We start from the raw sequence: 23,663 nt of genomic DNA, 5'->3' as shown, positions 1-23,663 counted from the left end.
CCGCAGGCAGCGGTATGATACTTTCTAAAAGTCATTCTCATCGGCCCTTGTGGCGTGAATACGATACGAGAGGATCGGTATGAAAGATCATTCTCCGCCCACATGGGAAGCAACGGGAGCCCCCTCCCCCACTTCCCGTTTGCGCTTTGCGCCTCCACGTAGGATAAAGCGCCCCAATTCCTGACATTTCCGACGGCGAGCACCCCCATGGGCTTCAACTGCGGCATCGTCGGCCTGCCGAACGTCGGCAAGTCGACCCTGTTCAACGCGCTGACCGCCACCCAGGCGGCCGAGGCGGCCAACTTCCCCTTCTGCACCAAAGAGCCGAACGTCGGCCGCGTCGGCGTGCCCGACCCGCGGCTGGACAAGTTGGCGGCCATCGCCAAGTCGCAGAAGACCATCCCGACCCAGCTTGAGTTCGTGGACATCGCCGGCCTGATCCGCGGCGCCTCCAAGGGCGAAGGGCTCGGCAACCAGTTCCTCGCCAACATCCGCGAGGTGGACGCCATCGTCCACGTCCTGCGCTGCTTCGAGGACGACGACGTCACCCACGTCGAGGGCGACGTCAACCCGCTGCGCGACGCCGAGGTGGTCGAGACCGAGCTGATGCTCGCCGACATGGAAAGCTTGGAGCGCCAGCTCACCAGCCTCCAGAAGAAGGCCAAGGGCGGCGACAAGGACAGCAAGGTCAAGGCCGACCTGGTGGAGCGCGCGCTGAAGGTCCTCCAGGACGGCAAGCCGGCCCGCGTCGTCGAGGTCAGCGAGGAGGAAAAGCCGGTCTTCAAGCAGTTCATGCTGCTCACATCCAAGCCCGTGCTCTACGTCTGCAACGTGGAGGAGGCCTCGGCCGCCACCGGCAACAGCTTCACCGCCAAGGTCGCCGAGAAGGCGAAGGCGGAGAACGCTGGCATGGTCGTCATCTCCGCCGCCATCGAGTCGGAGGTCGCCCAGCTCGCCGACGCGGAGGAGAAGAAGGAGTTCCTGGAGTCCCTCGGCCTTGAGGAGACCGGCCTGAACAAGCTGATCCGCGCCGGCTTCCAGCTTCTGGACCTCATCACCTTCTTCACCGTCGGCCCGAAGGAGGCCCGCGCCTGGACCGTGCGCCGCGGCGCCAAGGCTCCGGAAGCGGCGGGCGTCATCCACACCGACTTCGAACGCGGCTTCATCCGCGCCGAGACCATCGACTTCGACAGCTACGTCACGCTGGGCGGCGAGCAGGGCGCCAAGGACGCCGGCAAGATGCGTCAGGAAGGCAAGGAATACGTCGTCAACGACGGCGACATCTTCCACTTCCGCTTCAACGTCTGATTTTCCCACCGCCTATTCCCTCTCCCCCCTGGGGAGAGGGTCAGGGTGAGGGGGAAACGCCGACGCCCCGCCGGACTTCCCCCGGTTGGCCCGCAAATTCGGCGCCCCATACTTATCACCACAGCACAGGTTGTTAACTCTTTCGTAACCATGGGAAAACCGCTTAACTACCCCTGAAATATGGTTAACAAGCCACGCTTCGGCTGTTAAGGCGCTGACGGTGGATTGGAGGGGATATGGCGGTGAACCACAAAGCGATCACCGATCCGGGCCTGTTCGGGCCGCTGGAGCCGACGGAGGCTCCCGGCACCTTCTCCGACCGCATCCGCCAGGCCATCGAGCGGAACGAGCTTCGGCTCGCCTTCCAGCCGCAGGCCGACGTGCACACCGGCCGCCTGACCGGGTTCGAGGCCCTGTCCCGCTGGCGGCTGGAGGACGGGACCGTCATCCCGCCCGACGTCTTCATCCCCATGGCGGAGACCAGCGATGCCATCGCCATCCTGGGCGAATGGTCGCTGCGCCGCGCCTGCGAGACTGCCGCCCGCTGGATGCAGGACGGCCTCGCCGACCTGCCGGTGGCGGTGAACCTGTCGGCGCGCCAGCTCGACGATCCCGGTCTGGCGCGCACCGTGCTGGGCATCCTGGCCGAAACCGGCCTGCCCGCCGCGAACCTGAAGCTGGAACTGACCGAAACCGCCCTGTTCGAACACACGGACTCCTCGCGCGAGGTGCTGATGCAACTGCGGGGCGCCGGGGTGCGGCTGGTGCTGGACGATTTCGGGACGGGTTATTCCTCGCTGGCCCTGCTGCGCCGGGTGCCGGTGGAGGCGCTGAAGATCGACAAGCACTTCACCCAGGCGATGGTTGAGGACCGCGACGCGGCGGCCATCGTCCACGCCATCATCGAGCTGGCCCACGCGCTGGGCATGCAGGTGATCGCGGAGGGGGTGGAGACCAGCGACCAGCTTCTGTTCCTGCGCGCCTACCGCTGCGACCGCATCCAGGGCTACCTTCTGTCCAAGCCCCTGCCGGAGGACGAGGCGGCGGCCTTCATCCAGCGGCTCGCCGGGCCGCGGACAGACGGATGACCCGCTCGGTCTCGTCCCATTCCGTCAGTTCGGCGACCTCCTCCACCGTAACCCAGCGCGCCTCCAGCGCATCGTCGGCGCAGACCGCCTCGCCCTCCGCGCTTTCGGCCGCGACCTCCACGATGGTGTAGTGGTACTGCACCGCGCCCGCGTCATCGAGCGTCATGGCGTCCACCACCGTGACGACCTCCCTCGGCACGACGTGCAGGCCGGTTTCCTCCAGCACCTCGCGCACGGCGCATTCGAACACCGTTTCGCCGACCGACTGCGCGCCGCCCGGCAGGCTCCATTGCCCCATCCGCGGCGGCCGCCCGCGCCGGATCATCAGCACCCTCTCCCCCCGCCAGACGACGACGCCCACCCCCACCCAGGGCCGGTGCGGGTATTCGCGGCCGGAGCGGTCGCCGGGAGGCGTGGTGGGGGGCGTGGCCGGGGGCGGTGCTGCATCGGTCATGCCCTCAACCTAGCGCGCTCCTTGACAGGACACCAGTCCACCCTGAGATTCGGTTCATGCGAAGGGCAAGGAGTTCCCGCCATGGGCATCCTGCAACTGAAGGACGACAATCGCGAGCTGGCCTCGGCGGTCGAGCGCGCGCTCAGGGAAGGGCCGCTCACCATCGTCCGTGACGGCACGCCCACGGCTGTCGTCCTTTCCGCGGACGAATACAGCCGGCTGGCGGACGCGAAAAAGCCGACGATCATCGACCATCTTCTCAAATCCATGCCTGACGGAGGGATCGACCTGGACGAGTACATGGAGCCAAGGCACGGACCGTCCACGCGCGAAGCACCGGATTTCGACTGATGGCGTTTCTGCTGGACACGAACATCATTTCGGAAACGCGGCGCCCGCGCCCGCATCCCAGCGTCGTCCAGTGGTATTCGAGCCGGGCACCGTCCGAAGTCTTTCTGAGCGCCGTGACGATTGGCGAAATCCACCGTGGCATCCTGAATGCCCGGACCAAGGAGCCGAACAAGGCCGCAAGCCTTGAAGCTTGGCTTGGTGAATTGGAATCGGATTTCGGCACGGCCATTCTCCCGGTGGACGCCACCGTCGCCAAGCATTGGGCTGCGCTGCGCCATGCTTTTCCGCAACGCGACACGACCGATCTGCTGATCGCCGCCACCGCCGTCGCGCACGGCTTGGTGGTCGCCACCCGCAATGTCCGGGATTTCCAGAACCTCGGCGTTCCGCTGTTCAACCCCTTCGAGCCCACGCCATGAAGCTGAACGAGATCCGCACCTTCGTCGCCGTGGCGGAGGCGCAGTCGGTGCAGGAGGCCGGGAACCGGCTGGGCCTGACCCAATCCGCCGTGTCGCGCCTGATCCAGCGGCTGGAGGCGGAACTGGGCGTCACCCTGTTCGACCGCCAGACCAAACCGCTGGCCCTGACCCGCGACGGGGAGATGGCGCTGGCCCACGCGCGGCGCGTGCTGAAGGCGACCGACGACCTGTCCGACGCCTTCGCCGGCTCGGCAAAGCCCACGGGTCTGCTGCGGCTTGGGGTGGCCCATGTGCTGACCACGCTGGCAACGCACCGGCCGCTCGACACGCTGCGCGCGGCCTTCCCCGGCCTGACCGTCCGCATCCATTCGGACTGGAGCACGCCGCTGATGGAGCAGGTCCGCAACGGCACGCTGGACGGCGCCGTGGTCCTGCTGTGCGAAGGGCAGAGCCCGCCCGACGATCTGGACGCCACCTGCATCTCGCTGGAACCGGTGCGCATCATCGCCCCGGCCCATCTGGCCGACCAGGAGATGCCTGACCGGGAGATGCCTGACCGGGAGATGCCTGACCGGCAACACTGGACCTTGCCCGCCATGAACGCGCTGGGCTGGGTGCTGCAACCCGACGGCTGCCGCTACCGCAGCGCCATGACCGGCGCGCTGGCCCTGCACGGGTTGCCGCTGAACGTCACCGTCGAGGCCTTCGACCAGTCCCTGCTGCTGTCGCTGGTGGCGCGCGGGGTCGGCTTCAGCCTCGCGCCGCCCCGTCTGGTCACCGCCAGCGCGCAGGCCGTTGGCTTGCGCTTCCTGGATTGCCCGGACTTCTCGCTGACCGTCTCGGTCTGGCTGGCGCGCGCCCGCTTCACCGGCCGCATCGGCCCGGTGTTCGACCTTTTGGAAGACAGCCTGTTGTCCCTTCTGCCGCCCCCGGCATCCGTCGCCGAGCCATTTCATTCCGCCGCTGAATAATCAGCTTTCCCATTATGAATTTGATGGAGGACCCGCCCCCGACTATCGTGCCAGAATCCCGGCCGCACAACGGCCGGCGCGCGTGATAAGGGAGAAACCAGTGGACAGCAGCAACCGGGCGGACGCCGCCCCGCCCCCCGTCTGGCGGACGCCGGGCTTCGTCATCGCCTGCGGCTGCCTGATCGCGATGCTCGCCTTCGGGCCGCGGTCCAGCATGGGCCTGTTCATCAAGCCGCTGTCCGAGGCGAACGGCTGGGGCCGCGACGTCTTCGCGCTGGCCGTCGCCATCCAGAACCTGATGTGGGGCATCGGCACGCCCTTCGCCGGGGCGCTGGCCGACCGCTATGGCCCGTCGCTGGTGCTTGGCATCAGCGGCGTGTTCTACGCGCTGGGCCTCGCGCTGATGTCGGTGGCCGACACGCAGCTGGCGCTGCACCTCAGCGCCGGCCTGCTGATCGGGCTGGGGCTGGCGGGCGCCTCCTTCGGCATCGTCATCGCCGGCTTCAGCCGCATCGTGCCGCCGGAAAAGCGGTCCTGGTCCATGGGCATCGCCACGGCGGCGGGCTCGCTGGGGCAGACGCTGTTCGCGCCGATGGGGCAGGCCTTCATCGCCGCCTATGGCTGGCAGACGGCGCTGGTGCTGTTCGGCGGCTTCATGCTGCTGATCCCGGTGTTCGCCGCCTCCTTCGCCGGGTCGGGCGGGGGGAGGAACGCGCCCACCGTCACCGGCGCCGACATCGGCTTCGCCGAGACGATCCGGCAGGCCTTCAAGCACCGCAGCTACGTGCTGCTGGTCACCGGCTTCTTCGTCTGCGGCTTCCAACTGGCCTTTATCACCACGCACCTGCCGCCCTACCTGACCGCCGCCGGCATCAGCCCGAGCCTCGCCTCCTGGGCGATGGGGCTGATCGGGCTGTTCAACGTCGTCGGCTCCTACGCTTCCGGCGTCATGGGCGGGCGGATGAGCAAGCGCACCATGCTCTGCGCCAACTACACGCTGCGCGGCCTGTGCACGGCGGTCTTCATCCTGCTGCCGATCACGCCGGTGTCGGTGATCGTCTACGCAGCGGTCATGGGCCTGCTGTGGCTGTCGACCGTGCCTCCGACCTCGGGCCTCGTGGCGCTGATGTTCGGCACGCGCTACCTCGGCATGCTCTACGGCTTCGCCTTCCTCAGCCATCAGGTCGGCGGTTTCCTGGGCGTGTGGCTGGGCGGCGTGCTGTACGAGCGCACCGGCTCCTACGACGTGGTCTGGTGGGCCAGCGTGGCGCTCGCGCTCGGCTCGGCCGCCGTCAACTGGCCGATTTCCGAGAAGCCCGCCCCGTCCCTGGTCGCGGCCGAAGCGAAGGCCTGAGCCATGGCGCCCGCCCCCGCCTCCCCCTCCGGCTTTGGCCACGGCTACGCGCTGGCGCTCGGCGCGCTGGCGCTGGCCGCCTGGGCGGCGGTGATGGGCGTGACGCTGTCCCAGGCGGCCCTGAAGGAGGAGGACGGCGGCACCGTGCTGGCCGTCTTCCCGCCGGGCACGCCGAACGCCGAGGCCTTCGCCGCCGTCGTGCGCGCGGGCGGGGAGCCGGTGCGGCAGACCTGGATCCCCTTCGCCTGGGTCGCCAGGTCCGACGGCGGCGGCTTCGTCGGCCGCCTGAAGCAGGAAGGCGCCGTCACCGCCTACGGCGAGCTGTCCGTCGGCCCGGCGCTGGGCGGCTGCGCCGTGGTGTCGCTCGACGACAAGCGTCCCGTGGCGTTCCAGTTCAAGAACTGACGCCACAAAGAAAGGGCCTTGACACCCTCCGCAAGGAGGAGCACGCTACCTCTCAGAGAAACACAGGTTGAGGTGAAGACGCAGACGGCACAGCGGTAAGTTGGCAAGCAAGTCAACTTCTCAGCAAAGTCAATATTCCCGTAGCCAGGAGGGGGAACCTCTCATGAGTCCACCTGCGCTTACTTGAGGAAGCCGACCTGTTCGGCCTGACAGTTCTGAACTTCGCCGTTGAGACGGCTCAACCATTGCGGACGTCCTAGACCATCCGCAGAAACCCCCGCCCCCGAGCGGGGGTTTCGTTTTTCCAGCCTTCACTCCTCAACACCGTCATCCCCGCGAAGGCGCTAACTTTGCCCGTTCGGAGTGGCCTGCCATGGGCAACCACCGTTCCATCCCGTCATCCCCGCGAAGGCGGGGATCCAGCCAAATCAGGTGCTTAAGCGCGAAGCTTTCTGGATCCCCGCCTTCGCGGGGATGACGATGAAAATGGTTCGCTTATCCGTGCGGCGCCGCCGCGCCGCCATGGCGAAAGTCTCCAAACAAAAACCCCTCCCCCGCCGTCGCGGGAGAGGGGCACGAGGCTGTGTCGCTTGACGGCGCCCCCGGACCAGCCGGGGGCCGCGCGATCAATACATATGCTGGCCGCCGTTGATGGACAGGGTCGAGCCGGTGATGAAACCGGCGTCGTCGCCGACCAGGAACAGCACACCCCGGGCGATCTCCTCGGCCTTGCCGAGGCGGCCGACCGGGATGCGGGCGACGATCTTTTCCAGAACGTTCGGCGGCACGGCGCGCACCATATCGGTGTCGATGTAGCCCGGCGCGATGGCGTTCACGGTGATGCCCTTGGCGGCACCCTCCTGGGCCAGCGCCTTGGTGAAGCCGTGGATGCCCGACTTGGCGGCGGCGTAGTTCACCTGCCCGTACTGGCCGGCCTGGCCGTTGACCGAGCCGATGTTGACGATGCGGCCGAAGCCACGCTCGCGCATGCCGTCGATGACGTTGCGGCACAGGTTGAAGCAGGAGGTGAGGTTCGTCGCGATGACCTCGTTCCACTGCTGCGGGGTCATGCGCTGCAGCACGCCGTCGCGCGTGATGCCGGCGTTGTTGACCACCACGTCCACCGGCCCGAGTTCGGCCGTGATCTTGGCGATGCCCTCCTTGACGGCGTCGAAGTCCGACACGTCGAACTTGTAGACCGCGATGCCGGTGCGGGCGGAGAATTCCTTCGCCTTTTCATCGTTCCCGGCGTAGTTGGCGGCGACCGTGTAGCCGGCGTTCTTCAACGCGACCGAAATGGCTTCGCCGATACCACGCGTACCACCCGTAACGACTGCAACCCGAGCCATTGGCTCCTCCCCCAAAGTGTTGATGTTGATTCGTTGAAGACTTTTTAGGCGCTCTTACGAAGCGGGCCGCCCCATCGCTGGAAGCGGCCCGCCTTACTCATCAGCCCCGCTCGACGCAGAGGGCGATGCCCATGCCGCCGCCGATGCAGAGGGTGGCGAGGCCCTTCTTGGCGTCGCGCTTCTGCATTTCGAACAGCAGGGTGGTCAGGACGCGGGCGCCCGAGGCGCCGACCGGGTGGCCGAGCGCGATGGCGCCGCCGTTCACGTTCACCTTGGACGTGTCCCAACCCAGGTCCTTGTTGACGGCCAGCGCCTGCGCGGCGAAGGCCTCGTTGGCCTCGATCAGGTCCAGGTCCTCATGCTTCCAGCCGGCCTTCTGCAGGGCCAGGCGGGAGGCCGGGATCGGGCCGGTGCCCATGATCGCCGGGTCGACGCCGGCGGTCGCCCAGGACACGATGCGGGCCAGCGGGGCGACGCCGCGCTTGGCGGCGTTCTCGGCGGTCATCAGCACCAGCGCGGCGGCGCCGTCGTTGATGCCCGAGGCGTTGCCGGCGGTCACCGTGCCGTCCTTGGCGAAGGCCGGGCGCAGCTTGGCCAGCGACTCCGCCGTGGTGCCGTGCTTCGGGTATTCGTCGTCGGAGACGATGATGTCGCCCTTGCGGCCCTTGATGGTGACCGGGATGATCTCGTCCTTGAAGCGGCCGGCCTTCATCGCGGCTTCGGCCTTCTGCTGCGAGGCAGCGGCGAAGGCGTCCTGCTCGTCGCGGGTCAGCTGCCACTTCTGGGCGACGTTCTCGGCGGTGTTGCCCATGTGGTAGCCGTGGAAGGCGTCCCACAGGCCGTCCTTGAGCATGGTGTCGAGCAGTTCGGCCGAGCCCATCTTCACGCCGTTGCGCAGGTGCATGACGTGCGGGGCCTGGCTCATGCTCTCCTGGCCGCCGACGACCATGACGTCGGCGTCGCCGTTGCGGATCGCCTGATAGCCGAGCGCAACCGACCGGAGACCGGAGCCGCAGAGCTGGTTGATGCCGAAGGCGGTCGCCTCCGCCGGGATGCCGGCGTTGACGGCGGCCTGACGGGCGGGGTTCTGGCCCTGACCGGCGGTCAGGATCTGGCCCAGGATCACCTCGTTGACTTCAGCGGCCTCGGTCTTGGCGCGGTTCAGCGCTTCACGGATGGCAACTTCGCCCAGGTAATGCGCGGGCACGGAGCTGAGCGCCCCGTTGAAGCTGCCGATGGGAGTGCGCGCTGCACCGGCGATGACAACCTCGGTCATGTTGACGCTCCTCGAATTTGACAGTTTTATTTTCGTGCTGAGTGACGCTGGGAGTGGGGAAAACCTTAAGCGCGGTTCTCACGCAATGCAAGACACCTGACAGGCTGTGGTTATCCTGTCGCAGTAAGCCAATCGGCCAGGGGACGCCATACGCCTGTTTCGGCGCCTGCGCTTACCACCATCCCAATATGACCAAGCGGTGGCCGGATCATTTGACCGCCGGCGATTCGTCTTGCCAGGGCGACCGCCGACGCGGGTGGGACGATTCGGTCGCGCTCCGGGATCAGCGCCAGCGTCGGCACAGCGATGCGTTCCGGCACCACCGGCAGGCCGGCGATCAGCCAGTTCCCGCGCGCCGTGTCGTTGCGGCCGTACCAGCCGGCCAGCGTGTCGCGGGCCACCCCGGCCACCAGCGGCACCCCGTCGTTCAGCCAGTCCTCCAGCGCGACGAAGGCCTGCGCGGCGCGGCTGTCCTGGTCCATGCGGGCGAACTGCGAGAACTTCTTCAGCGCGAGCAGCGGGTCGAGTTGCGCGAACAGCGCCTGCAACGCGTCGACGGGCAGTTCCCCCCAGGCTTCCAGCATCGGCCCGTAGGGCTGGAAGAAGGCGGCCGCCCGGCGCGCCATCGCCGCGTCTTCCGCGTGGAAGTCCCAGGGCGTCGCCATCAGCCCCAGCGCCGCGACCTCCTTCGGGCGGCGCAGCGCCAGCGCCCCCGCGAGCAATCCGCCCATGCAGTAGCCGACCACCGGCACCGGCCGCCCCACCGCCTCCACCAGCGCGACCAGCGCGCGCTCCAGCCGTCCGGCGATGTAGTCGGTCAGGGTGAAGCGGCGCTCCAGCGGGCCGGGCGTGCCCCAGTCGATCAGGAAGGGGCGGATGCCCTGCCCCGCCAGCCAGCGCATCAGGCTTTTGCGTTCCGACAGGTCCAATATGTAATGACGGTTCACCAGCGACGGCACGAACAGCACCGGCCGCCCCCGCCCGTCTCCCAGGGCTCCGTAATCGAGCAGCCGCGTCGGCCCCTCCGTCCAGGCAACGGGCGGGTCAGGCAGGTCGCGGCGGTAGGGGTGGTGCCGGTAGCGCTCGATCCCCGTCAGCGCGAGGTCGAGCTGCCGGCGGACCTCGCGGTCAACCGCCCTTGCGAAGGCGCCGGCGTCGGCTTGGGCGATCTGGCGGGACAGCTCCGCCGCCCGGTCGCGCAGGGGCGCCTTCCACGGCAGCGAGCCGCTCTTCAAGAGCGGCAATGCGGCGGAGGAGCTGAGCAACGTCGTGGCCACCGTCGCCAGATGCAGCGCCAGCGGCCGCGGCCCCAGCCGGGCCTGCGGCTTCCTCTCCGGCGGCCCCTCCGGCGGGCTCACGCGCGGCCTCCCCGGAGGCGGGTCCGGCGCCGAATCCGGCGGCTGGGCTGGGCTGGGACTGCTGTTGGGGCCATGCGGCGGGCTGCGGCTGAGGGGGCGGCTGAGGGGATGGTGACGGGTTCCAGCCCGTGCCCGGGGCGCTCGTGAAGGCGAATCCGCCCGGCCCGAGCACGAAGGGCGCCATCGCCGCGGCGCCCTGCGCCATCATCTGGGCGAGGCGCGCGACGGTGTCCGCCGTCTCCGGGTCCGCGGCGCTGGCCGCCCACTGTTCCTGCCACAGGTCGAGGTACCGTTTTGCGAGCGCTTCCAGCGAAGGGATATCGGAGTCGGGCGATTCGGACATGACCGGCAGTATAGGTTGCGCAACCGCGCCTTGACCAGAGCCGCGTAAAGCCGTTCGAAAATGTCGCAAATCCGCAAAAATCGGGCCAACACCGAAGGGCCGCCGCAGCGCTGCGGCACAGCACTGGACAGGGTGCATTCCTTCGAGTAGTGCTTATATCTGAAACATTCTCGCCGCACGTCCTTTCTTGAAAGAAACCGCGATGGCCGACAAGGAAGATCAGAAGTCCGCTCCGATCACGATCAAGAAGTACGCCAACCGGCGGCTCTACAACACCGCGACCAGCAGCTACGTGACGCTCGACCATCTCTGCCAGATGGTGAAGGACGGGCTGGACTTCGTGGTCTACGACGCCAAGACGGGGGAGGACATCACCCGCTCCGTTCTGACGCAGATCATCGTGGAAGAGGAAAGCAAGGGCCAGAACCTGCTGCCCATCAGCTTCCTGCGCCAGCTGATCGGCTTCTACGGCGACAACATGCAGTGGATGGTGCCGCGCTACCTGGAATATTCCATGCAGTCCTTCGCGCGGAACCAGGAACAGATGCGCGACTACTTCCAGAACACCATGGGCGGCCTGTTCCCCTTCGGCCGGCTGGAGGAAGTGGGCAAGCAGAACTTCGCGATGATCGAGCGGGCGATGCGCATGTTCTCGCCCTTCGGCGGCGCGGAGGAAGGGCACGAGGGCCAGACCATCCAGGCCAAGCCCGTCGGCGCCCAGGCAGCCGCGGGCGACCACACCTTCGAGGAGCTTCAGAAGCAAATAGACGAGCTTCAGAAGCAGATCGCCAGCATCGCCAAGCCGGCGAAGCCGGCCAAGCCCGAAGGCAAGTGAGCGCGGACGGCCATCACGGTTTCTGATATTCGGTCTTAGCGGTCTTCAGGAGCGGCCTTCAAAAGGGGCGGGGAATTTTCCCCGCCCTTTTCCTTTGGGCACCAAGCGGCGCGGTCTCCTGTTTCAGGTTCACCACGGTCCATGAGGGAGGAACCGCCATGAAGACCGATCTGACCGTCACCCTGGAACTCGACGTTCCCGATCCCCAGGAAGCCATCCGATTCGAAGAAAAGCTGCGCGCCTGGCTGCGCCACCAGAGCCAGGTCGTGTCGGTGTCCAGCATGAACAGCGGCGGCGTCAACGACATCGCCTGGCGCGAAGCCCGCAAGGCCGCCTTCGGCTCCCCCCTGCCGAACCCCTTCGCGCCGGGGCGCGGGCGGTAGGGCTGGGAGCATCTGGCCCCCTCCCTCCCACTTCGTGGGTCCCTCCCTCCCCCGCTTCGCGGGAGAGGGTGCCTTAATTCCCTCCACCGCGTCAGCGGGGGAGGGTTAGGGAGGGGGCATCCCCCTACCCCCGAAACACATGCGGCACCATCGCCGCGTCCGACCCCACGCGCGGGTCCGCCGATTCGCGCACGGACATGCCCAGGCATTTGTCGCCGACGATCCAGGCGTGCAGAATGGCGTGCACGCCCTCCTCTTCGAAGACCGGCGGGCTTTCCAGCCAGACGGCGCCGCCCGGATACTCCTCCGCCCCGCTGTCGGACACGGTGCGCCCGTAGACCGTCATGCTCTGGGCCGCGTCGTCCAGCCCGAACAGGCTGCGCACGGTCACCGCGTCGCAGCCGCCGAGGTCCGCCGGGTCGAAGGCCGCCCGGCACAGGTTCGGGTGGCGCGGGTAGAGCCGCCACAGCAGGGCCAGCAGCCCGTGGCTCGACATCGGCCAGCACCACAGCGGCGACAGCACGCTCATGCCGCCCGCGCGCAGCTTGTGCAGGAAGGCGTCGTCGGCCAGCCCCTGCCACGGGTAGATCTTGGCGAGCCAGGACATAGGCTGCCCCTCGTCGTCGAGGAAGCGGTGGCCGTCCCAGCCCACGCTCTGCAAGGGCAGCAGGTGGGTGTCGATGCCGGCCTCCGCCGCCGTGGCGGCCAGATAGACCAGCTCGCTTTCCCGCACCGGGTCGGGGGTGGCGCAGGCCAGATGGACGCGGGCGCGGCCGGGCTGGCCGGCGGCCAGTTCCTCCCAGCGCTCCACCAGCGCCTCGTGCAGGCCGTTGAACTGGTCGGCGTCGGCCATCAGGGCCTCGCGCCAGTTGCGCTGGATGATGGAGGCGGCGAACAGCCCCTCCCCCGTGTCGTAGTTGCAGCCCAGCAGCTTGACCGAATCGCGCCCGTCATAGGCCAGCGTCAGCCGCCCGACCAGCCCGCCCGCGCGTTCGTTGCGCCGGCCGATGGCCCAATAGTCGTTCCAGGACGCCTCCAGCAGCCGCACCAACTCGGCGCGCACGCCCAGCTGGGGCAGCAGCTTGTCCTCCACGACGGCGCGCATGGCGCCGCAGGCCATGCTGTGCAGCTCGTCCGCGACGCTCTCGATCAGGTCGATCTGCGAGGCGGAAAACTCGTAGCGGACGTCCTCGCGCCAACAGGCGCCGGCGTTCATCGCCCGCACGCCGTACGGATATTTTCGGAGCCCCGGGCGCCAGTCCGCCCGCGGTTTCATCGTCACTCTGCGCATCGTGGATTCCGCGCCGCCGGGATCAGCATCAGTCGGTGGTTGCCCGGCCGGGAGGGGAAGCGCCGGGCCGGTGGTGGGGGCGGATCATCGCGGCGCAATCGCCTCAGCACAAGCCCGATGCTGCGCCGCTCCCCCAATTTTCCCAACGCTTTCCCGCAACGCACCCCAACGCGCCGGCCCAGCGCGACCATCCGCCGGCAGGCTCAACGCACGGTCGCGGACAGCGCCCGGACCAGCGGCCGCAACGCCAGCGGCGCGATGCGTCCTCGCCGCAGCCGGACCACCGTGCGCTTCTTCGGGGTGTCGGGCACCGGTTCCTCCGGCACCTCTCCGGCCGTTTCCGTGGCGGCGGGCGCGACAGCGGCTTCGACGCGGAGGGCTTCCTCGCACCGGCGCCTCCGGGCGCGGCGGGCGTTGAGGATGATGCGCATCACCTCCTCTTCCCCGACCGACCGGCCGGCCTTTCCGGACACGAGGCCGGTGGTTTCCTGCAAGGCGGCCAGTTCGGCCAGCGCACCGGTCAGCCCCTTGGCCTGCGCGGTGATCGTCGCCTCGCGATGCACGGCGAGAACAAAGGCGCGCCATTCGGCGCCACCCTGCCCCGCTTCGAGATTCTTGACCTGTTTGGACGCTGGCCTTCTGGACGCTGGCTGGGCTGTTTCTTTCGGCATCGCTGGCGCTCCGGGTTTCGATCTTTCGAAGGAACCAGTATCCGTGCGCAACTACCCCGAATCCACACGCGCCAAAGGGGTAATTCGCCGGGGTGATCCGCCCAGCCCAAGGGCCGATCGCCCAAAAAGCGAAGGCCCCGAGGCGTATGCCGTCGGGGCCTTGGATGTCTTCGCTTTTGCAACAGCCCGGCGAACCGGGGGAGAATGGTGGAGCCAAGGAGGATCGAACTCCTGACCTCTACAATGCCATTGTAGCGCTCTCCCAGCTGAGCTATGGCCCCACGGTACTCTCAACCACCACACTTCAAACAACCAACACGTCCTCCACAGTAAAGGGAGAGTGTTGGTGCGCTTGGAGGGACTCGAACCCCCACGGCCTTTCAGCCACTAGGACCTGAACCTAGCGCGTCTACCAATTCCGCCACAAGCGCAACTCTTTGCTTTCGCCCCCGCGTCTCTTGGGGTGACGCGGGAGCGCTGATATAGCCGGACCAATGCCCCTGCTCAAGCAAAATCGACATCGCCCCGTCACTTTTTTGCAAAGCCCGAAGGGGCAGCCGATCCCAGGCCCCAATCCCACGCCCGAAAAGCACAAGAGCCCGGACGCGGTGGCGTCCAGGCTCTTGGAAAATCTGGGAACTGGCGGACCCGAATGGATTCGAACCATCGGCCTCTGCCTTCGGAGGGCAGCGCTCTATCCAGCTGAGCTACGGGTCCAGCGACAGCGGAGGCGCACCATAGCGAAGGCGCGGTTGCTTGGCAAACCCTTTTTATGCCCCGGACGAACCGCTTCTGGGTGGCGTCCGATCTGGGTAGAGTGCCCCAATTCGGACGCCTTCGGTGGAACCATGTCGCAAGCAGCCCTTTTGGTCGATGCGGAGCGCGCGCGCCGGTTCGACCGAAAGCCGCCCGATGCCAGCCCCTTCAAAACCCAACTGCTCAAGTGGGTCGGCAACAAGCAGCGCTTCGCTCATGAGATCGTCGGGTTCTTCCCGGATCGTTTCGGCACCTATCACGAGCCTTTCCTCGGCTCGGGCGCGGTCCTCGCGACCCTGGCGCCACTGCGTGCCAAGGCCAGCGACAGCTTCGGCCCTCTGATCGGCATTTTCCAAGCTTTGAAGAGCCGCCCCGACGAACTGACCGCCTGGTACGCGGAGCGATGGCACGAAGCCGCCGGGCACGGGAAGGCCGAGGGGTACGAGAGGATCAAGGCCCGCTACAACGAGCGGCCGAACGCCCCGGATTTCCTGTATCTGACCAGGGCCTGCTACGGCGGCGTCATCCGCTTCCGCCGCGACGGCTACATGAGCACGCCCGTGGGGATTCACACCCCGATCAGTCCGGACAGCTTTTCCCAGCGCGTTCAGGAATGGCACAAGCGCGTCAAGCACACCGACTTCCAGCACCTTCCGTTCGAAAGCGCGATGCTGGAGGCCGGGCCGGGGGATTTGATCTACTGCGACCCGCCCTACTCCCACACGCAGGCGATCCTGTACGGCGCCCAGGACTTCAGCCTGGAGCGGCTTTTCGACGCGATCGCCGACTGCAAGAGGCGCGGCGCCCGTGTGGCGCTCAGCATCGACGGGTCCAAAAAGACCGGGGAGTTCATCTGCGACATCCCGATCCCGAAGGGCCTGTTCGAGCGCGAGGTCGCGGTGAACGTCGGCCGGTCGATGCTCCGCCGCTTCCAGATGGAAGGACGGACGCTGGAACGGGAAATCGTGACCGACCGGCTGTTGCTCACCTATTAGCGAAAAGGCCCTCGTCCGCACCGTCGGGGCGAAGCGTCTGGAGAACGCCCTTGGGGCGCTTGTAGAAAATCCGGTAGAGCGTCATCAGCAGCCACCGCAGGCCGGGGTGCCGGGCCTGCCGCACGCGCCGCCAGTGTTGCAGATGGGGAAGGATGCGGTGGCGCGGGGGAAGCGGCGCGTCCGCCCCGAACAGGCGGCGCAGGGCCACCATCTGCGTGTCCAGCGCGTGGCGCCCTCCGCCGCCGGCCATCAGCTCCGCCAGCGCGTGCCAGTCCAGCCCTTCCGGCGACCGCGCAAGGGCGTTCAGGTCGCAGAGATGCCGCAGGTCGAAATCCCCGCTCATCACCTGCCGGTCGAGCAGCAGGTCGTGCACGATCAGGTGCAGCGCGCGGAAGGTCGGCGACGGCAGCGTGGCGTGGCCGGCGCCGACGCGGACCATCGTGGCGGTCTCCTCCAGCCGTTGCGCATGGTGGAAGGCCGGCGGGCCGGGCGGCCGGTGGTGCAGGTCGACCGTCCCCACATCCTGCGGACGCGCGAAGGATGGCAGCGCATGCGACCCGGCCGGGTCCGGCTGCGCGCGGTATCCGAGCCGCGCAAGGCAGGCCGTCGCGGCCGGTATCCGCTCCGCCGGCACCAGGATGTCCAGATCGCTCATCAGCCGATCGCCGAGGTCGCCCTCCGCCGCCGTGGCGAGGAACCCGGCGCCCTTCAGCAGCATGGGCCGGAGTCCGGACCGGTTCAGCGCCTCCACGAGTTCGCCGGCCTGCGCGCGGAGCCGGCGGTTCCGCTCGCCGTTCCGCTCGTGGAGGAACCGCAGATAGGCCAGCGCCTCCAGCGGCACGCCCTCCCCGCCGCGATCCCTCAGCGCGGCGTGCAGCGTCGGCGTCACAAGGTGCCGGTTGGCCAGCGCCATCACCGCCATCCAGTCCGCCCGGACCGGCGGCTGCCCGCGCAGGCAGGCGACCAGCGCATCGAAGGGGCAACCAGCCGCGCTCATCGACTCCTCCGCTTGCACATGTCCGCCAGCAGGGAAACCGCCGCACCAAGCTCCGAATACGTCAGCCGGCAGCACTCCGCCGTCGCAAGCGCGGTGCCGAGCGCCCGGAAGCCCCGCACCGACAGCCGGTCTCCGGGGGCCGCCGCTCCCCCGACCAGATCGCGCAGGGCATCGATGGGATCCCGCCTTCCCAGCGTCGCCACGGCCCCGTCGCGGCGGTCGAGGCTGACGATCCAGCGCACCGGGCGCGGCGCGCGCTCCGCAGCGGGCATGCCGTCGAGGAACCGCACCTCCTGCCCGTCGTACCGGTCATGGACCGGCAGGCCGGCGATGTCGGGGCGAAGCTCCGCCAGCAACGGCCAGGAGCCGGGCTTCAGCGCCGGCGCGAAGGGGATTCCCGTCACCCGCCCGTCGCCCTGAAGCAACGCCACGTCGTCCCCGTCGTATCCGAAGCCCGCGCCAACCAGCGCCACGGCCAGCGTGGATTTTCCAGCCCCCGGAGGCCCGCCGATCAGCAGCGCACCCCCGCCGGACACCAGACAGGCGGCGTGCAGGGCAACGGCGTGGCCGCCGCGGGCCAGCCCCTCCGCCGTCAGCGCGCCCCGAAGCGCCGGAACGAGTTCGTTCGGGCGGCAGGCCTGCGCTTCCTGCCCCTCGCGGCGGAGGAAATTCGCGCCGTCCCGCTCGTCCACCTCGATCCATCGGCTTGGCCGCGCATCCGCAACCTCCAGGCAACGGAAATGGCCAGCCACTGACTCCGCCAGGGAGTCGCTGGAGTAGCGGATGTCGACGCAAACGTCGCCGACCATCACCCTCTGGCGCCGCGCGGCGACGGGCACCGCCTCCAGCAGCCCCAGACCCAGCCCGCCGGACAGAGCCTCCAACACCCCGTCGCGGGCGAGCCCAGCGGGCAGACCACGCGTTACGGCGTCGCGGACGATATCCTCAACCACACAGCCTTCCGAAAGGCGGCACCACGCGAAAGCCGCCAGGTCGTTCAGTTCGAACAGCGCTTGCCGCGCCTCGCTGAACAGCACCGCGCGCCCCGCGATCACCGCGAAGGACACCCCCGCCGCCGCGCGGTACCCGACAGGGTGCATCGCCGTCATGGAATTGCTCGGCATGCGGGGGCCTCGCCGTCCGGACCGCTCAGCGACCGATGTCGGAGTGGTTCTTTCCGGAGTTTCCGGGGATGCCGTCACTGCCCCCGTTGCCCCAGCCATTGTTCGCGTGGCTTCCGCCCCCGCCCCCCGACTTGGCGATGGCCTGCGAGGTCAGGCTCGTCGACAGCAGGGTGGTGATGGCCGGGGAGGTCACGATGGCGAACTTCCCGCAAGAGGCCAGGAACGTGCGCCGTTCAACCTCGTCATCGCCGGCGGGGGCAGAGTCGACATCACCCTTTTCCATGTGACACCTCTCTTTTGTCTTGCCAAAAGACTGTGTCTACACTGGAACACCGCGCCGCCACGGGCGCAAATTCTAAATGTTGGGATCATGCACCGACAGATAACGCGCGGGTGTTAGCCGCGACGCGGCGCGTTCCACCAACGTTACTAACGGATGGATAGGACCGCGCCGCGCGGCAAAACGAAAACCGCGTCACCCGCCCGACCGCACACCCTGCTTGGCCGCCACCAGATCGCGCGGGCTGCGGTCGGCGCCGCTCGCCAGCGGGGTTTTGGGGTCCTGGATCCAGGAGGCGATGTCGTCGATCACCACCTGCCCCTTCAGGTCGCGCAGCAGCATGTGCCAGCCGTCCGGATAGACGGCCACGACGTGCCGCCCGCCGGCCTCGAAGTCGTGCATCGCGCGGTCCACGGGCTTCTTGGGCAGCACCTCCTCATGCGCGCCGTAGAGCACCAGCGACGGCACCTCCAGCCGGTCGCAGGCGGCGAGCGCCGCGCCCATCAGGTCGGTCAGCCCCTCCAGCGCGTCGACGCGCGAGCCCTTGATGACCAGCGGGTCGCGACCCAGCGCGCGCAGCATCTCGATGTTGTCGGAGGCCTGGATCTTCAAATCCTTCGGCGGGTGCACCGTGATGCCGGGGACGAGGTTGTAGCTGACCCACAGCAGCGCGCGCGGGAAGAAGCCCATGGTCTCGCGCCCCCACACCGCCGGGGCGACCAGAATGGTGCCGTCCACGCGCGGCGGGTTCGGGCCGCCCATCGCGGTCAGCACCACCGCACCGCCCATGCTCTCGCCCATCAGGTAGACGGGCACGCCGGGGTGGCGGGCGCGCACCTGCTCCACGGCCGCCTTCACGTCGGCGACCAGCGTTTCCGTGCCCGGCCAGATGCCCCGGTTCTTCGTCGCGCCGAAGCCGCGCTGGTCGTAGGCGTAGGTCGCAACCCCGTGGGCGGCGAGGCTGCGCCCCGCCCCCTCGAAGGCGTTGGAGTAATCGTTGTACCCGTGCAGGGCCAGCACGACCGCCCTCACCCGCCCGTCACTTCCAAGACCCGGCGCCGGCAGCCACACGCGCAGCGGCAGCTCGAACCCGTCCGCCGCGACCAGGGCGTTGTCGGTCAGCCGGGGCTGCGCGATGGGGGTTCCCATCGGCTGGAAGGTGGCGGAGCATGCGGACAGCATCATCCCCACCCCAAGGATCAGAACAGCAAGTCGGCCGGCGGCCCTAGGCGACATGGGCGGCGCCCTCCACGGGTCCCGGAGGGCGGGCGTGCGCCCCGCCGGTCAGTTGCAGGAAAATGTCTTCCAAGTCCGACTCCTCGGTGCTGAGATCGACCACCCCGAGCCCCGCCGCCGCCAGCGCCGCGAGGATCGCGTCCACCCGCTGCCGGCTGGGCTGATAGCGCACGACGAGCCGCCGGGGCTCGGCCAGTTCGGCGGCGAAGGGGGCCAGCGCCTCCGGCACCCCGTCCAGGTCGCGGTCCACCACCACGGTCAGCGCCTTGGCGTCCACGCGGCGCAGCAGCTTGGCGGTTGGCTCGCAGGCCACGACCGCGCCGTGGTTGATGATGGCGATGGTGTCGCACAGCTCCTCCGCCTCCTGGAGGTAGTGCGTGGTCAACAGCACCGTGGTGCCTTCGCGGTTCAGCTTGCGCACATGCTCCCACAGCTGGATGCGCAGTTCCACGTCCACCCCGGCGGTCGGCTCGTCCAGCACCAGCACGGGCGGCGTGTGCACCATGGCCTTGGCGACCATCAGCCGGCGCTTCATGCCGCCCGACAGCGAGCGCGAGTAGGCGTCGGCCTTGTCGCGCAGCCCCACGGCCTCCAGCAGCTCCTCCGTCCGGCGCTCCGCCTTCGGCACGCCGTACAGGCCGGCCTGCAGCTCCAGCATCTCGCGCGGGGTGAAGAAGGGGTCCATGTTCAGTTCCTGGGGCACGACGCCGATCGACGCACGAGCTTGCCTTGGATGGGCGTCGATGTCCGTTCCCCAGATGGAGACGGCGCCCTCCGTCTTGTTGACCAGCCCGGCCAATATATTGATGAGCGTCGATTTCCCGGCCCCGTTCGGCCCCAGCAGCCCGAACAGCGACCCGCGCGGGATCGCCAGATCGATCCCCTTCAGCGCCTGCTTCGGGCCGGACTTGCCGGCGGACTGGTAGATCTTGGTGAGGCCGCGCACCTCGACGGCGTGCGCCGGCAGGTTGACGGGGTTCAGGGGAGAGGGCGCAACCATGGCAGTCAAACGTGGCCTTTCCGCTCCGGCGGCGGTCCGAACACCCGTCGCCCGGATTGTCTCATCACTTGATCCGTCCGGCGCGTTCGGTATGATCCCGCCCGCGCGCGTGCCTCATTCGGTGGGCATCTTAACGATGGCGTTAACGCGCGAGTGTGTCAAAGTGGAGGATGTCTGCCATGCAGCCGATCGAGACGATTGAAGTGGAAACCCTGACCGTCGGGTGCGACGGCGGCGGCGGTGCGCTGGGCCATCCGCTGGTCTATCTGACGCTGAGCCACGAGGGCCGGACCGAGTGCCCCTACTGCTCGCGCCGCTACGTCCTGAAGGAAGGCGCCAACACGGGCACCCACGGCCATTGAGCCGTTTCCCCGCGGAATGCGACAAAGGGCCGGAGCGATCCGGCCCTTTTTCTTTTGCGTGCACACAATTCCACTTGCACACGCCTGCGTGCCTATGACGCACGGCCTATGAAGGGCCTTTCATTACAATTGTGAAAAATATAAGGTGATCTTCCTTGACGTGCGCCGCGGACCGCCTTCTACTTTGTTGCGACGCAAAAAGGCCAGTGATCCAGTCCCTTCGTTCGGGTTCGAAGAATGCTTTTCCCCCAGGCTGCCACTCTTGCGTCGGAAGAGGCCCGGTCCATGAGCCAAGAGACGGAAGAGCAATACAGAAGTATTTTTGAGAACGCGGTCGAGGGTATTTACCAGACCACCGTGGACGGCCGTTATTTGCGCGTGAATCCCGCGCTGGCGCGGATCTACGGCTACGCCTCCCCGGCGGACCTGACCGACAACCTGACGGACATCGCCGGCCAGCTCTACGTCGATCCCGGCAAGCGCGAGGCTTTCGCCCGCCTGATGGCCGAGCGCGACGTGGTGCAGAATTTCGAGGCGCGCGTCTTCCGCCGCGACGGCTCCATCATCTGGATCGCGGAGAACGCGCGCTGCGTGCGCGACGCCCAGGGCCGCATCCGCTATTACGAAGGCACCGTCCAGGACATCACCGAGCGCAAGCAGCACGAGGAGAAGATCCGCCTGCTCGCCACCGTGTTCGAAAGCGTGGCGGACGGCATTCTGATCGTCGATCCGGAGCTGTCGGTGCAGGCGGTCAACCCGGCCTACGAGGTGATGACCGGCTTCCAGCGGGAGGAGCTTCTCGGCCGCCCGCTCGTCATCTTCGCCCCCGGCTCGCACGAGCGCGCCTTCATCGAGGATCTCTGGCGTGCCGCCCGCACGGAGGGCCGCTGGCACGGCGAGGTGACCAGCTTCCGCCATTCCGGCGACGCCTTCGCCGCCTCCCTGTCGGTGACGGCGGTGCGCGCGCCCGGCGGCGCGCTGGAGCATTACGTCCTGACGCTGGCCGACATCAGCCAGCGCAAGTACCAGGAACACCAGATCCGCTATCAGGCCAGCTTCGACCGGCTGACCGACCTGCCCAACCGCTGGCTGGTCTGCGAACGGCTGGAGGAGGCCATCGCCCGCGCCCAGCGCACGCGCACCAAGGTCGCGGTGGCTTTCCTGGACCTGAACCGCTTCAAGCAGGTGAACGACACGCTGGGCCACCACGCCGGCGACGAGCTTCTGAAGCTGGTGGCCAAGCGCCTGCGCAACGCCACCCGCGTCTCCGACACCGTGGGCCGCCTGGGCGGCGACGAGTTCCTGATCGTCGCCCCCGATGCCGCCGACCGCGCGGCCGGCGCCCGGCTGGTGGAGAAGATCCTCTATTCGATGAGCGAGCCCTTCGCCGTCCACAACCAGCAGCTTTTCTGCGGCGCCTCCATCGGCGTCGCCTTCTACCCCGACGACGGCGAGACGGCGGACCAGCTCCTGCGCAACGCCGACCTCGCCATGTACCACGCCAAGCGCAACCCGGAGCGCAAGTTCATCGTCTACGAAGCCGGCATGCGCGAGCGGTCGGGCTTCACGCTCGGCCTGGAAAGCGACCTGCGCCGCGCCGCCGCCACGGGCGACGAGTTCGAACTGCACTTCCAGCCCAAGGTGGACCTGGAGCACGCCGACTACCGTCGCGTGATCGGCGCCGAAGCCCTGATCCGCTGGCGCCACCCCACCCGCGGCCTCGTCAGCCCGGCCGAGTTCATCCCGCTGGCCGAGGAAACCGGCCTGATCTGGGAAATCGGCGCCTGGACCCTGAAGGAGGCCTGCTATCGCTTGGCCGGCTGGATCGACCAGGGCCTGGACATCGCGTCCGTCTCCGTCAACCTCTCCCCCCGCCAGTTCCAGGACGCCCGCCTCGTCGCCTTCGTCCGCGACGTGGTAGAGTCCACCGGCGTCCCACCCGAACGGCTGGAGCTGGAACTGACCGAAGGCGCCATGATCGGCGACATCGAAAAGGCGGTCGCGATCCTGCACGGCCTGAAGGACATCGGCGTCCGCCTGTCCATCGACGACTTCGGCACCGGCTATTCCTCGCTGGCCTACCTGAAGCGCTTCCCCATCAACACCCTGAAGATCGACCGCAGCTTCGTCCGCGACATCGTCCAGTCCACCACCGACCCCGCCATCGTCAGCACCATCGTCAACCTCGCCGACAGCCTGGGCTTCGACACCATCGCCGAAGGCGTGGAGACCGAGGAACAGGCCGAAATGCTGCGCCAGCGCCGCTGCACGAGGATCCAGGGGTTCCTGATTAGCCGGCCCCTGGACGTGGATGCGTTCGAGAGGTTTGTGGCGGAGAGCAACAGCCCCGAATAACCACCCAAAGATCCCCTCTCCCCTCCGGGGAGAGGGTTAGGGTGAGGGGGCACCGTGCGAGGCACGAACCCTCTCCCGCCCCGGGAGAGGGTTGGCGCCAAAGGCGCCGGGTGAGGGTGCAAGCCCCGATGTTTCTCCACCACACGCGGCTTTTTCAACAGAAGCAACACAAAGCAGCGATATTGGACAATTCTGCTCTAATATTTCCGCTTTAGGCTTCTATATAGCTTTGCTATGTTAACTTTTACGCCAAGCTTTTCCGCTTCCCCAAGCGTTACCACCCCTCCAAAAATCTCTTCTCTATCCGAGGTTGGCGCAGGTAGCGATCGAAGTGCTCCGGATTCGCTTTTGGCAACCTGCAACACCCTCTCTTGCAGAAGCTCTATTGCAATATCCTTCATCTGTATCGTTGCATTCTTGTTTTCTATTTCAGAATTTTTCTGGTCTATGATGGCCCTCATCATCATATTTTGAGTATTTAAGTGCTGTATGTTAGCGTGAAGCTGCATAGCTGCTACATCACCCTTAACGAAGAAGGTATCCTCTGCTTCTGAATTAGACGGCAGAGCCAAATAAACAGCCAAAGCTTCCTTTACAGTCTGAGAGACTGTTTGAAAAGGGTTGGCGCTGAGGTCGTGTTGTGATTCAAGCTTTGTATGTGGACCGAAGCGACGCGCGGCCGGATGGCCAAGATCGAAAAGA

24 protein-coding genes and 3 tRNA genes are annotated in these 23,663 nt (G+C 67.5%); 12 read left to right on the top strand and 15 right to left on the bottom strand.

The genetic code is table 11. The features are described from left to right. Positions 1-207 precede the first annotated feature (207 nt). Together ychF and ACSVC7_RS31195 are read left to right on the top strand one after the other, a co-directional pair. Complete coding sequence (ychF, locus tag ACSVC7_RS31200; protein WP_448208393.1) at positions 208-1,308, top strand: redox-regulated ATPase YchF; 1,101 nt, start codon at positions 208-210, stop codon at positions 1,306-1,308. Between the two features lie 236 nt (positions 1,309-1,544). Continuing rightward, entirely contained in the window at positions 1,545-2,396 is an 852-nt protein-coding gene (locus tag ACSVC7_RS31195; protein WP_448208394.1) for a putative bifunctional diguanylate cyclase/phosphodiesterase, read from the top strand. Here ACSVC7_RS31195 and ACSVC7_RS31190 read toward each other — a convergent pair. Then, positions 2,359-2,850 (bottom strand): NUDIX hydrolase, encoded by a 492-nt coding sequence (locus tag ACSVC7_RS31190; protein WP_448208395.1) that lies wholly within the window; start codon positions 2,848-2,850, stop codon positions 2,359-2,361. The two genes, ACSVC7_RS31195 and ACSVC7_RS31190, sit on opposite strands and share 38 nt — an antisense overlap. Positions 2,851-2,931: 81 nt before the next feature. On the opposite strand from ACSVC7_RS31190, the gene ACSVC7_RS31185 reads away from it, so the two are divergent. From ACSVC7_RS31185 to ACSVC7_RS31165, 5 genes are all read left to right on the top strand, one after another. After that, on the top strand, positions 2,932-3,201 hold the full coding sequence (locus tag ACSVC7_RS31185) for a type II toxin-antitoxin system prevent-host-death family antitoxin (RefSeq protein WP_448208396.1): 270 nt from the start codon (positions 2,932-2,934) through the stop codon (positions 3,199-3,201). After that, positions 3,201-3,620: a type II toxin-antitoxin system VapC family toxin gene (locus ACSVC7_RS31180; protein WP_448208397.1), complete on the top strand. Its 420-nt coding sequence runs from the start codon at positions 3,201-3,203 to the stop codon at positions 3,618-3,620. Before ACSVC7_RS31185 ends, ACSVC7_RS31180 begins: the two co-directional genes overlap by 1 nt. Next, positions 3,617-4,591: a LysR family transcriptional regulator gene (locus ACSVC7_RS31175; RefSeq protein ID WP_448208398.1), complete on the top strand. Its 975-nt coding sequence runs from the start codon at positions 3,617-3,619 to the stop codon at positions 4,589-4,591. Before ACSVC7_RS31180 ends, ACSVC7_RS31175 begins: the two co-directional genes overlap by 4 nt. A gap of 100 nt (positions 4,592-4,691) precedes the next feature. Further along, positions 4,692-5,945 (top strand): MFS transporter, encoded by a 1,254-nt coding sequence (locus ACSVC7_RS31170; protein WP_448208399.1) that lies wholly within the window; start codon positions 4,692-4,694, stop codon positions 5,943-5,945. Positions 5,946-5,948: 3 nt separating this feature from the next. Next, the gene (locus tag ACSVC7_RS31165) at positions 5,949-6,350 is read left to right on the top strand and encodes a hypothetical protein (RefSeq protein ID WP_448208400.1); all 402 of its coding nucleotides are present in this window, start codon (positions 5,949-5,951) and stop codon (positions 6,348-6,350) included. Positions 6,351-6,976: 626 nt separating this feature from the next. Here ACSVC7_RS31165 and phbB read toward each other — a convergent pair. The 3 genes from phbB to ACSVC7_RS31150 all read right to left on the bottom strand — a co-directional run bounded on the left by phbB (position 6,977) and on the right by ACSVC7_RS31150 (position 10,333). Continuing rightward, entirely contained in the window at positions 6,977-7,699 is a 723-nt protein-coding gene (gene phbB / locus ACSVC7_RS31160; RefSeq protein ID WP_448208401.1) for an acetoacetyl-CoA reductase, read from the bottom strand. Between the two features lie 100 nt (positions 7,700-7,799). Then, entirely contained in the window at positions 7,800-8,975 is a 1,176-nt protein-coding gene (locus ACSVC7_RS31155) for an acetyl-CoA C-acetyltransferase (RefSeq protein WP_448208402.1), read from the bottom strand. 110 nt (positions 8,976-9,085) lie between these two features. Next, positions 9,086-10,333: an alpha/beta fold hydrolase gene (locus ACSVC7_RS31150; RefSeq protein ID WP_448208403.1), complete on the bottom strand. Its 1,248-nt coding sequence runs from the start codon at positions 10,331-10,333 to the stop codon at positions 9,086-9,088. Positions 10,334-10,878: 545 nt separating this feature from the next. Between ACSVC7_RS31150 and phaR the strand changes: the two genes are divergently transcribed. Further along, positions 10,879-11,511, top strand: a complete 633-nt coding sequence (phaR, locus tag ACSVC7_RS31145) for a polyhydroxyalkanoate synthesis repressor PhaR (protein ID WP_448208404.1) — start codon at positions 10,879-10,881, stop codon at positions 11,509-11,511. A gap of 158 nt (positions 11,512-11,669) precedes the next feature. Continuing rightward, positions 11,670-11,894 (top strand): hypothetical protein, encoded by a 225-nt coding sequence (locus tag ACSVC7_RS31140; protein WP_448208405.1) that lies wholly within the window; start codon positions 11,670-11,672, stop codon positions 11,892-11,894. Positions 11,895-12,018: 124 nt separating this feature from the next. Here the strand turns inward: ACSVC7_RS31140 and ACSVC7_RS31135 are convergent, their stop codons facing one another. From ACSVC7_RS31135 to ACSVC7_RS31115, 5 genes are all read right to left on the bottom strand, one after another. After that, a complete protein-coding gene (locus ACSVC7_RS31135; protein ID WP_510166940.1) occupies positions 12,019-13,170 on the bottom strand; it encodes a glutathionylspermidine synthase family protein in 1,152 nt (383 codons plus the stop codon). 218 nt (positions 13,171-13,388) lie between these two features. Then, positions 13,389-13,856 (bottom strand): hypothetical protein, encoded by a 468-nt coding sequence (locus tag ACSVC7_RS31130; RefSeq protein WP_448208407.1) that lies wholly within the window; start codon positions 13,854-13,856, stop codon positions 13,389-13,391. A gap of 205 nt (positions 13,857-14,061) precedes the next feature. After that, a tRNA-Ala gene (locus ACSVC7_RS31125) sits at positions 14,062-14,137 on the bottom strand. A gap of 63 nt (positions 14,138-14,200) precedes the next feature. Further along, a tRNA-Leu gene (locus ACSVC7_RS31120) sits at positions 14,201-14,287 on the bottom strand. 209 nt (positions 14,288-14,496) lie between these two features. Beyond that, positions 14,497-14,573, bottom strand: a tRNA-Arg gene (locus tag ACSVC7_RS31115). Between the two features lie 131 nt (positions 14,574-14,704). Between ACSVC7_RS31115 and ACSVC7_RS31110 the strand changes: the two genes are divergently transcribed. Continuing rightward, positions 14,705-15,607, top strand: coding sequence for a DNA adenine methylase (locus ACSVC7_RS31110; protein ID WP_448208408.1), 903 nt, complete (start codon positions 14,705-14,707; stop codon positions 15,605-15,607). Here the strand turns inward: ACSVC7_RS31110 and ACSVC7_RS31105 are convergent. The 5 genes from ACSVC7_RS31105 to ACSVC7_RS31085 all read right to left on the bottom strand — a co-directional run bounded on the left by ACSVC7_RS31105 (position 15,597) and on the right by ACSVC7_RS31085 (position 20,244). Then, a complete protein-coding gene (locus tag ACSVC7_RS31105) occupies positions 15,597-16,604 on the bottom strand; it encodes a nucleotidyltransferase domain-containing protein (RefSeq protein ID WP_448208409.1) in 1,008 nt (335 codons plus the stop codon). The genes ACSVC7_RS31110 and ACSVC7_RS31105 overlap by 11 nt on opposite strands. After that, complete coding sequence (locus ACSVC7_RS31100) at positions 16,601-17,728, bottom strand: hypothetical protein (RefSeq protein WP_448208410.1); 1,128 nt, start codon at positions 17,726-17,728, stop codon at positions 16,601-16,603. The genes ACSVC7_RS31105 and ACSVC7_RS31100 overlap by 4 nt, the downstream gene beginning before the upstream one ends. A 25-nt stretch (positions 17,729-17,753) precedes the next feature. Continuing rightward, positions 17,754-18,011: a hypothetical protein gene (locus ACSVC7_RS31095; RefSeq protein WP_448208411.1), complete on the bottom strand. Its 258-nt coding sequence runs from the start codon at positions 18,009-18,011 to the stop codon at positions 17,754-17,756. A 192-nt stretch (positions 18,012-18,203) separates the two neighbouring features. Continuing rightward, positions 18,204-19,244: an alpha/beta hydrolase gene (locus ACSVC7_RS31090; RefSeq protein WP_448208412.1), complete on the bottom strand. Its 1,041-nt coding sequence runs from the start codon at positions 19,242-19,244 to the stop codon at positions 18,204-18,206. After that, positions 19,234-20,244: an ABC transporter ATP-binding protein gene (locus ACSVC7_RS31085; protein WP_448208416.1), complete on the bottom strand. Its 1,011-nt coding sequence runs from the start codon at positions 20,242-20,244 to the stop codon at positions 19,234-19,236. Before ACSVC7_RS31085 ends, ACSVC7_RS31090 begins: the two co-directional genes overlap by 11 nt. 179 nt (positions 20,245-20,423) lie before the next feature. Here ACSVC7_RS31085 and ACSVC7_RS31080 point away from each other — a divergent pair, with 179 nt between their 5' ends. Both ACSVC7_RS31080 and ACSVC7_RS31075 read left to right on the top strand, forming a co-directional pair. Then, positions 20,424-20,606 (top strand): zinc-finger domain-containing protein, encoded by a 183-nt coding sequence (locus tag ACSVC7_RS31080; protein WP_448208413.1) that lies wholly within the window; start codon positions 20,424-20,426, stop codon positions 20,604-20,606. A gap of 285 nt (positions 20,607-20,891) precedes the next feature. Then, positions 20,892-22,961 carry a putative bifunctional diguanylate cyclase/phosphodiesterase gene (locus ACSVC7_RS31075; RefSeq protein WP_448208414.1) on the top strand — a complete coding sequence of 690 codons (2,070 nt, stop codon included), beginning with the start codon at positions 20,892-20,894 and terminating at the stop codon, positions 22,959-22,961. Positions 22,962-23,158: 197 nt separating this feature from the next. Here ACSVC7_RS31075 and ACSVC7_RS31070 read toward each other — a convergent pair. Beyond that, positions 23,159-23,663, bottom strand: a 505-nt coding sequence (locus tag ACSVC7_RS31070; RefSeq protein WP_483509052.1) for a hypothetical protein, incomplete at its 5' end; no start/stop codon positions are given.

The organism is Azospirillum mesophilum (assembly GCF_053470405.2).
This window is presented reverse-complemented; position numbering and strand designations above follow the sequence as displayed.

Coding starts and splice junctions, on each gene's coding strand:
- ychF (WP_448208393.1), top strand. CDS start 208: ATGGGCTTCAACTGCGGCATCGTCGGCCTGCCGAACGTCGGCAAGTCG.
- ACSVC7_RS31195 (WP_448208394.1), top strand. CDS start 1,545: ATGGCGGTGAACCACAAAGCGATCACCGATCCGGGCCTGTTCGGGCCG.
- ACSVC7_RS31190 (WP_448208395.1), bottom strand. CDS start 2,850: ATGACCGATGCAGCACCGCCCCCGGCCACGCCCCCCACCACGCCTCCC.
- ACSVC7_RS31185 (WP_448208396.1), top strand. CDS start 2,932: ATGGGCATCCTGCAACTGAAGGACGACAATCGCGAGCTGGCCTCGGCG.
- ACSVC7_RS31180 (WP_448208397.1), top strand. CDS start 3,201: ATGGCGTTTCTGCTGGACACGAACATCATTTCGGAAACGCGGCGCCCG.
- ACSVC7_RS31175 (WP_448208398.1), top strand. CDS start 3,617: ATGAAGCTGAACGAGATCCGCACCTTCGTCGCCGTGGCGGAGGCGCAG.
- ACSVC7_RS31165 (WP_448208400.1), top strand. CDS start 5,949: ATGGCGCCCGCCCCCGCCTCCCCCTCCGGCTTTGGCCACGGCTACGCG.
- phbB (WP_448208401.1), bottom strand. CDS start 7,699: ATGGCTCGGGTTGCAGTCGTTACGGGTGGTACGCGTGGTATCGGCGAA.
- ACSVC7_RS31155 (WP_448208402.1), bottom strand. CDS start 8,975: ATGACCGAGGTTGTCATCGCCGGTGCAGCGCGCACTCCCATCGGCAGC.
- phaR (WP_448208404.1), top strand. CDS start 10,879: ATGGCCGACAAGGAAGATCAGAAGTCCGCTCCGATCACGATCAAGAAG.
- ACSVC7_RS31140 (WP_448208405.1), top strand. CDS start 11,670: ATGAAGACCGATCTGACCGTCACCCTGGAACTCGACGTTCCCGATCCC.
- ACSVC7_RS31135 (WP_510166940.1), bottom strand. CDS start 13,170: ATGAAACCGCGGGCGGACTGGCGCCCGGGGCTCCGAAAATATCCGTAC.
- ACSVC7_RS31130 (WP_448208407.1), bottom strand. CDS start 13,856: ATGCCGAAAGAAACAGCCCAGCCAGCGTCCAGAAGGCCAGCGTCCAAA.
- ACSVC7_RS31110 (WP_448208408.1), top strand. CDS start 14,705: ATGTCGCAAGCAGCCCTTTTGGTCGATGCGGAGCGCGCGCGCCGGTTC.
- ACSVC7_RS31105 (WP_448208409.1), bottom strand. CDS start 16,604: ATGAGCGCGGCTGGTTGCCCCTTCGATGCGCTGGTCGCCTGCCTGCGC.
- ACSVC7_RS31100 (WP_448208410.1), bottom strand. CDS start 17,728: ATGCCGAGCAATTCCATGACGGCGATGCACCCTGTCGGGTACCGCGCG.
- ACSVC7_RS31095 (WP_448208411.1), bottom strand. CDS start 18,011: ATGGAAAAGGGTGATGTCGACTCTGCCCCCGCCGGCGATGACGAGGTT.
- ACSVC7_RS31090 (WP_448208412.1), bottom strand. CDS start 19,244: ATGTCGCCTAGGGCCGCCGGCCGACTTGCTGTTCTGATCCTTGGGGTG.
- ACSVC7_RS31085 (WP_448208416.1), bottom strand. CDS start 20,244: ATGGTTGCGCCCTCTCCCCTGAACCCCGTCAACCTGCCGGCGCACGCC.
- ACSVC7_RS31080 (WP_448208413.1), top strand. CDS start 20,424: ATGCAGCCGATCGAGACGATTGAAGTGGAAACCCTGACCGTCGGGTGC.
- ACSVC7_RS31075 (WP_448208414.1), top strand. CDS start 20,892: ATGAGCCAAGAGACGGAAGAGCAATACAGAAGTATTTTTGAGAACGCG.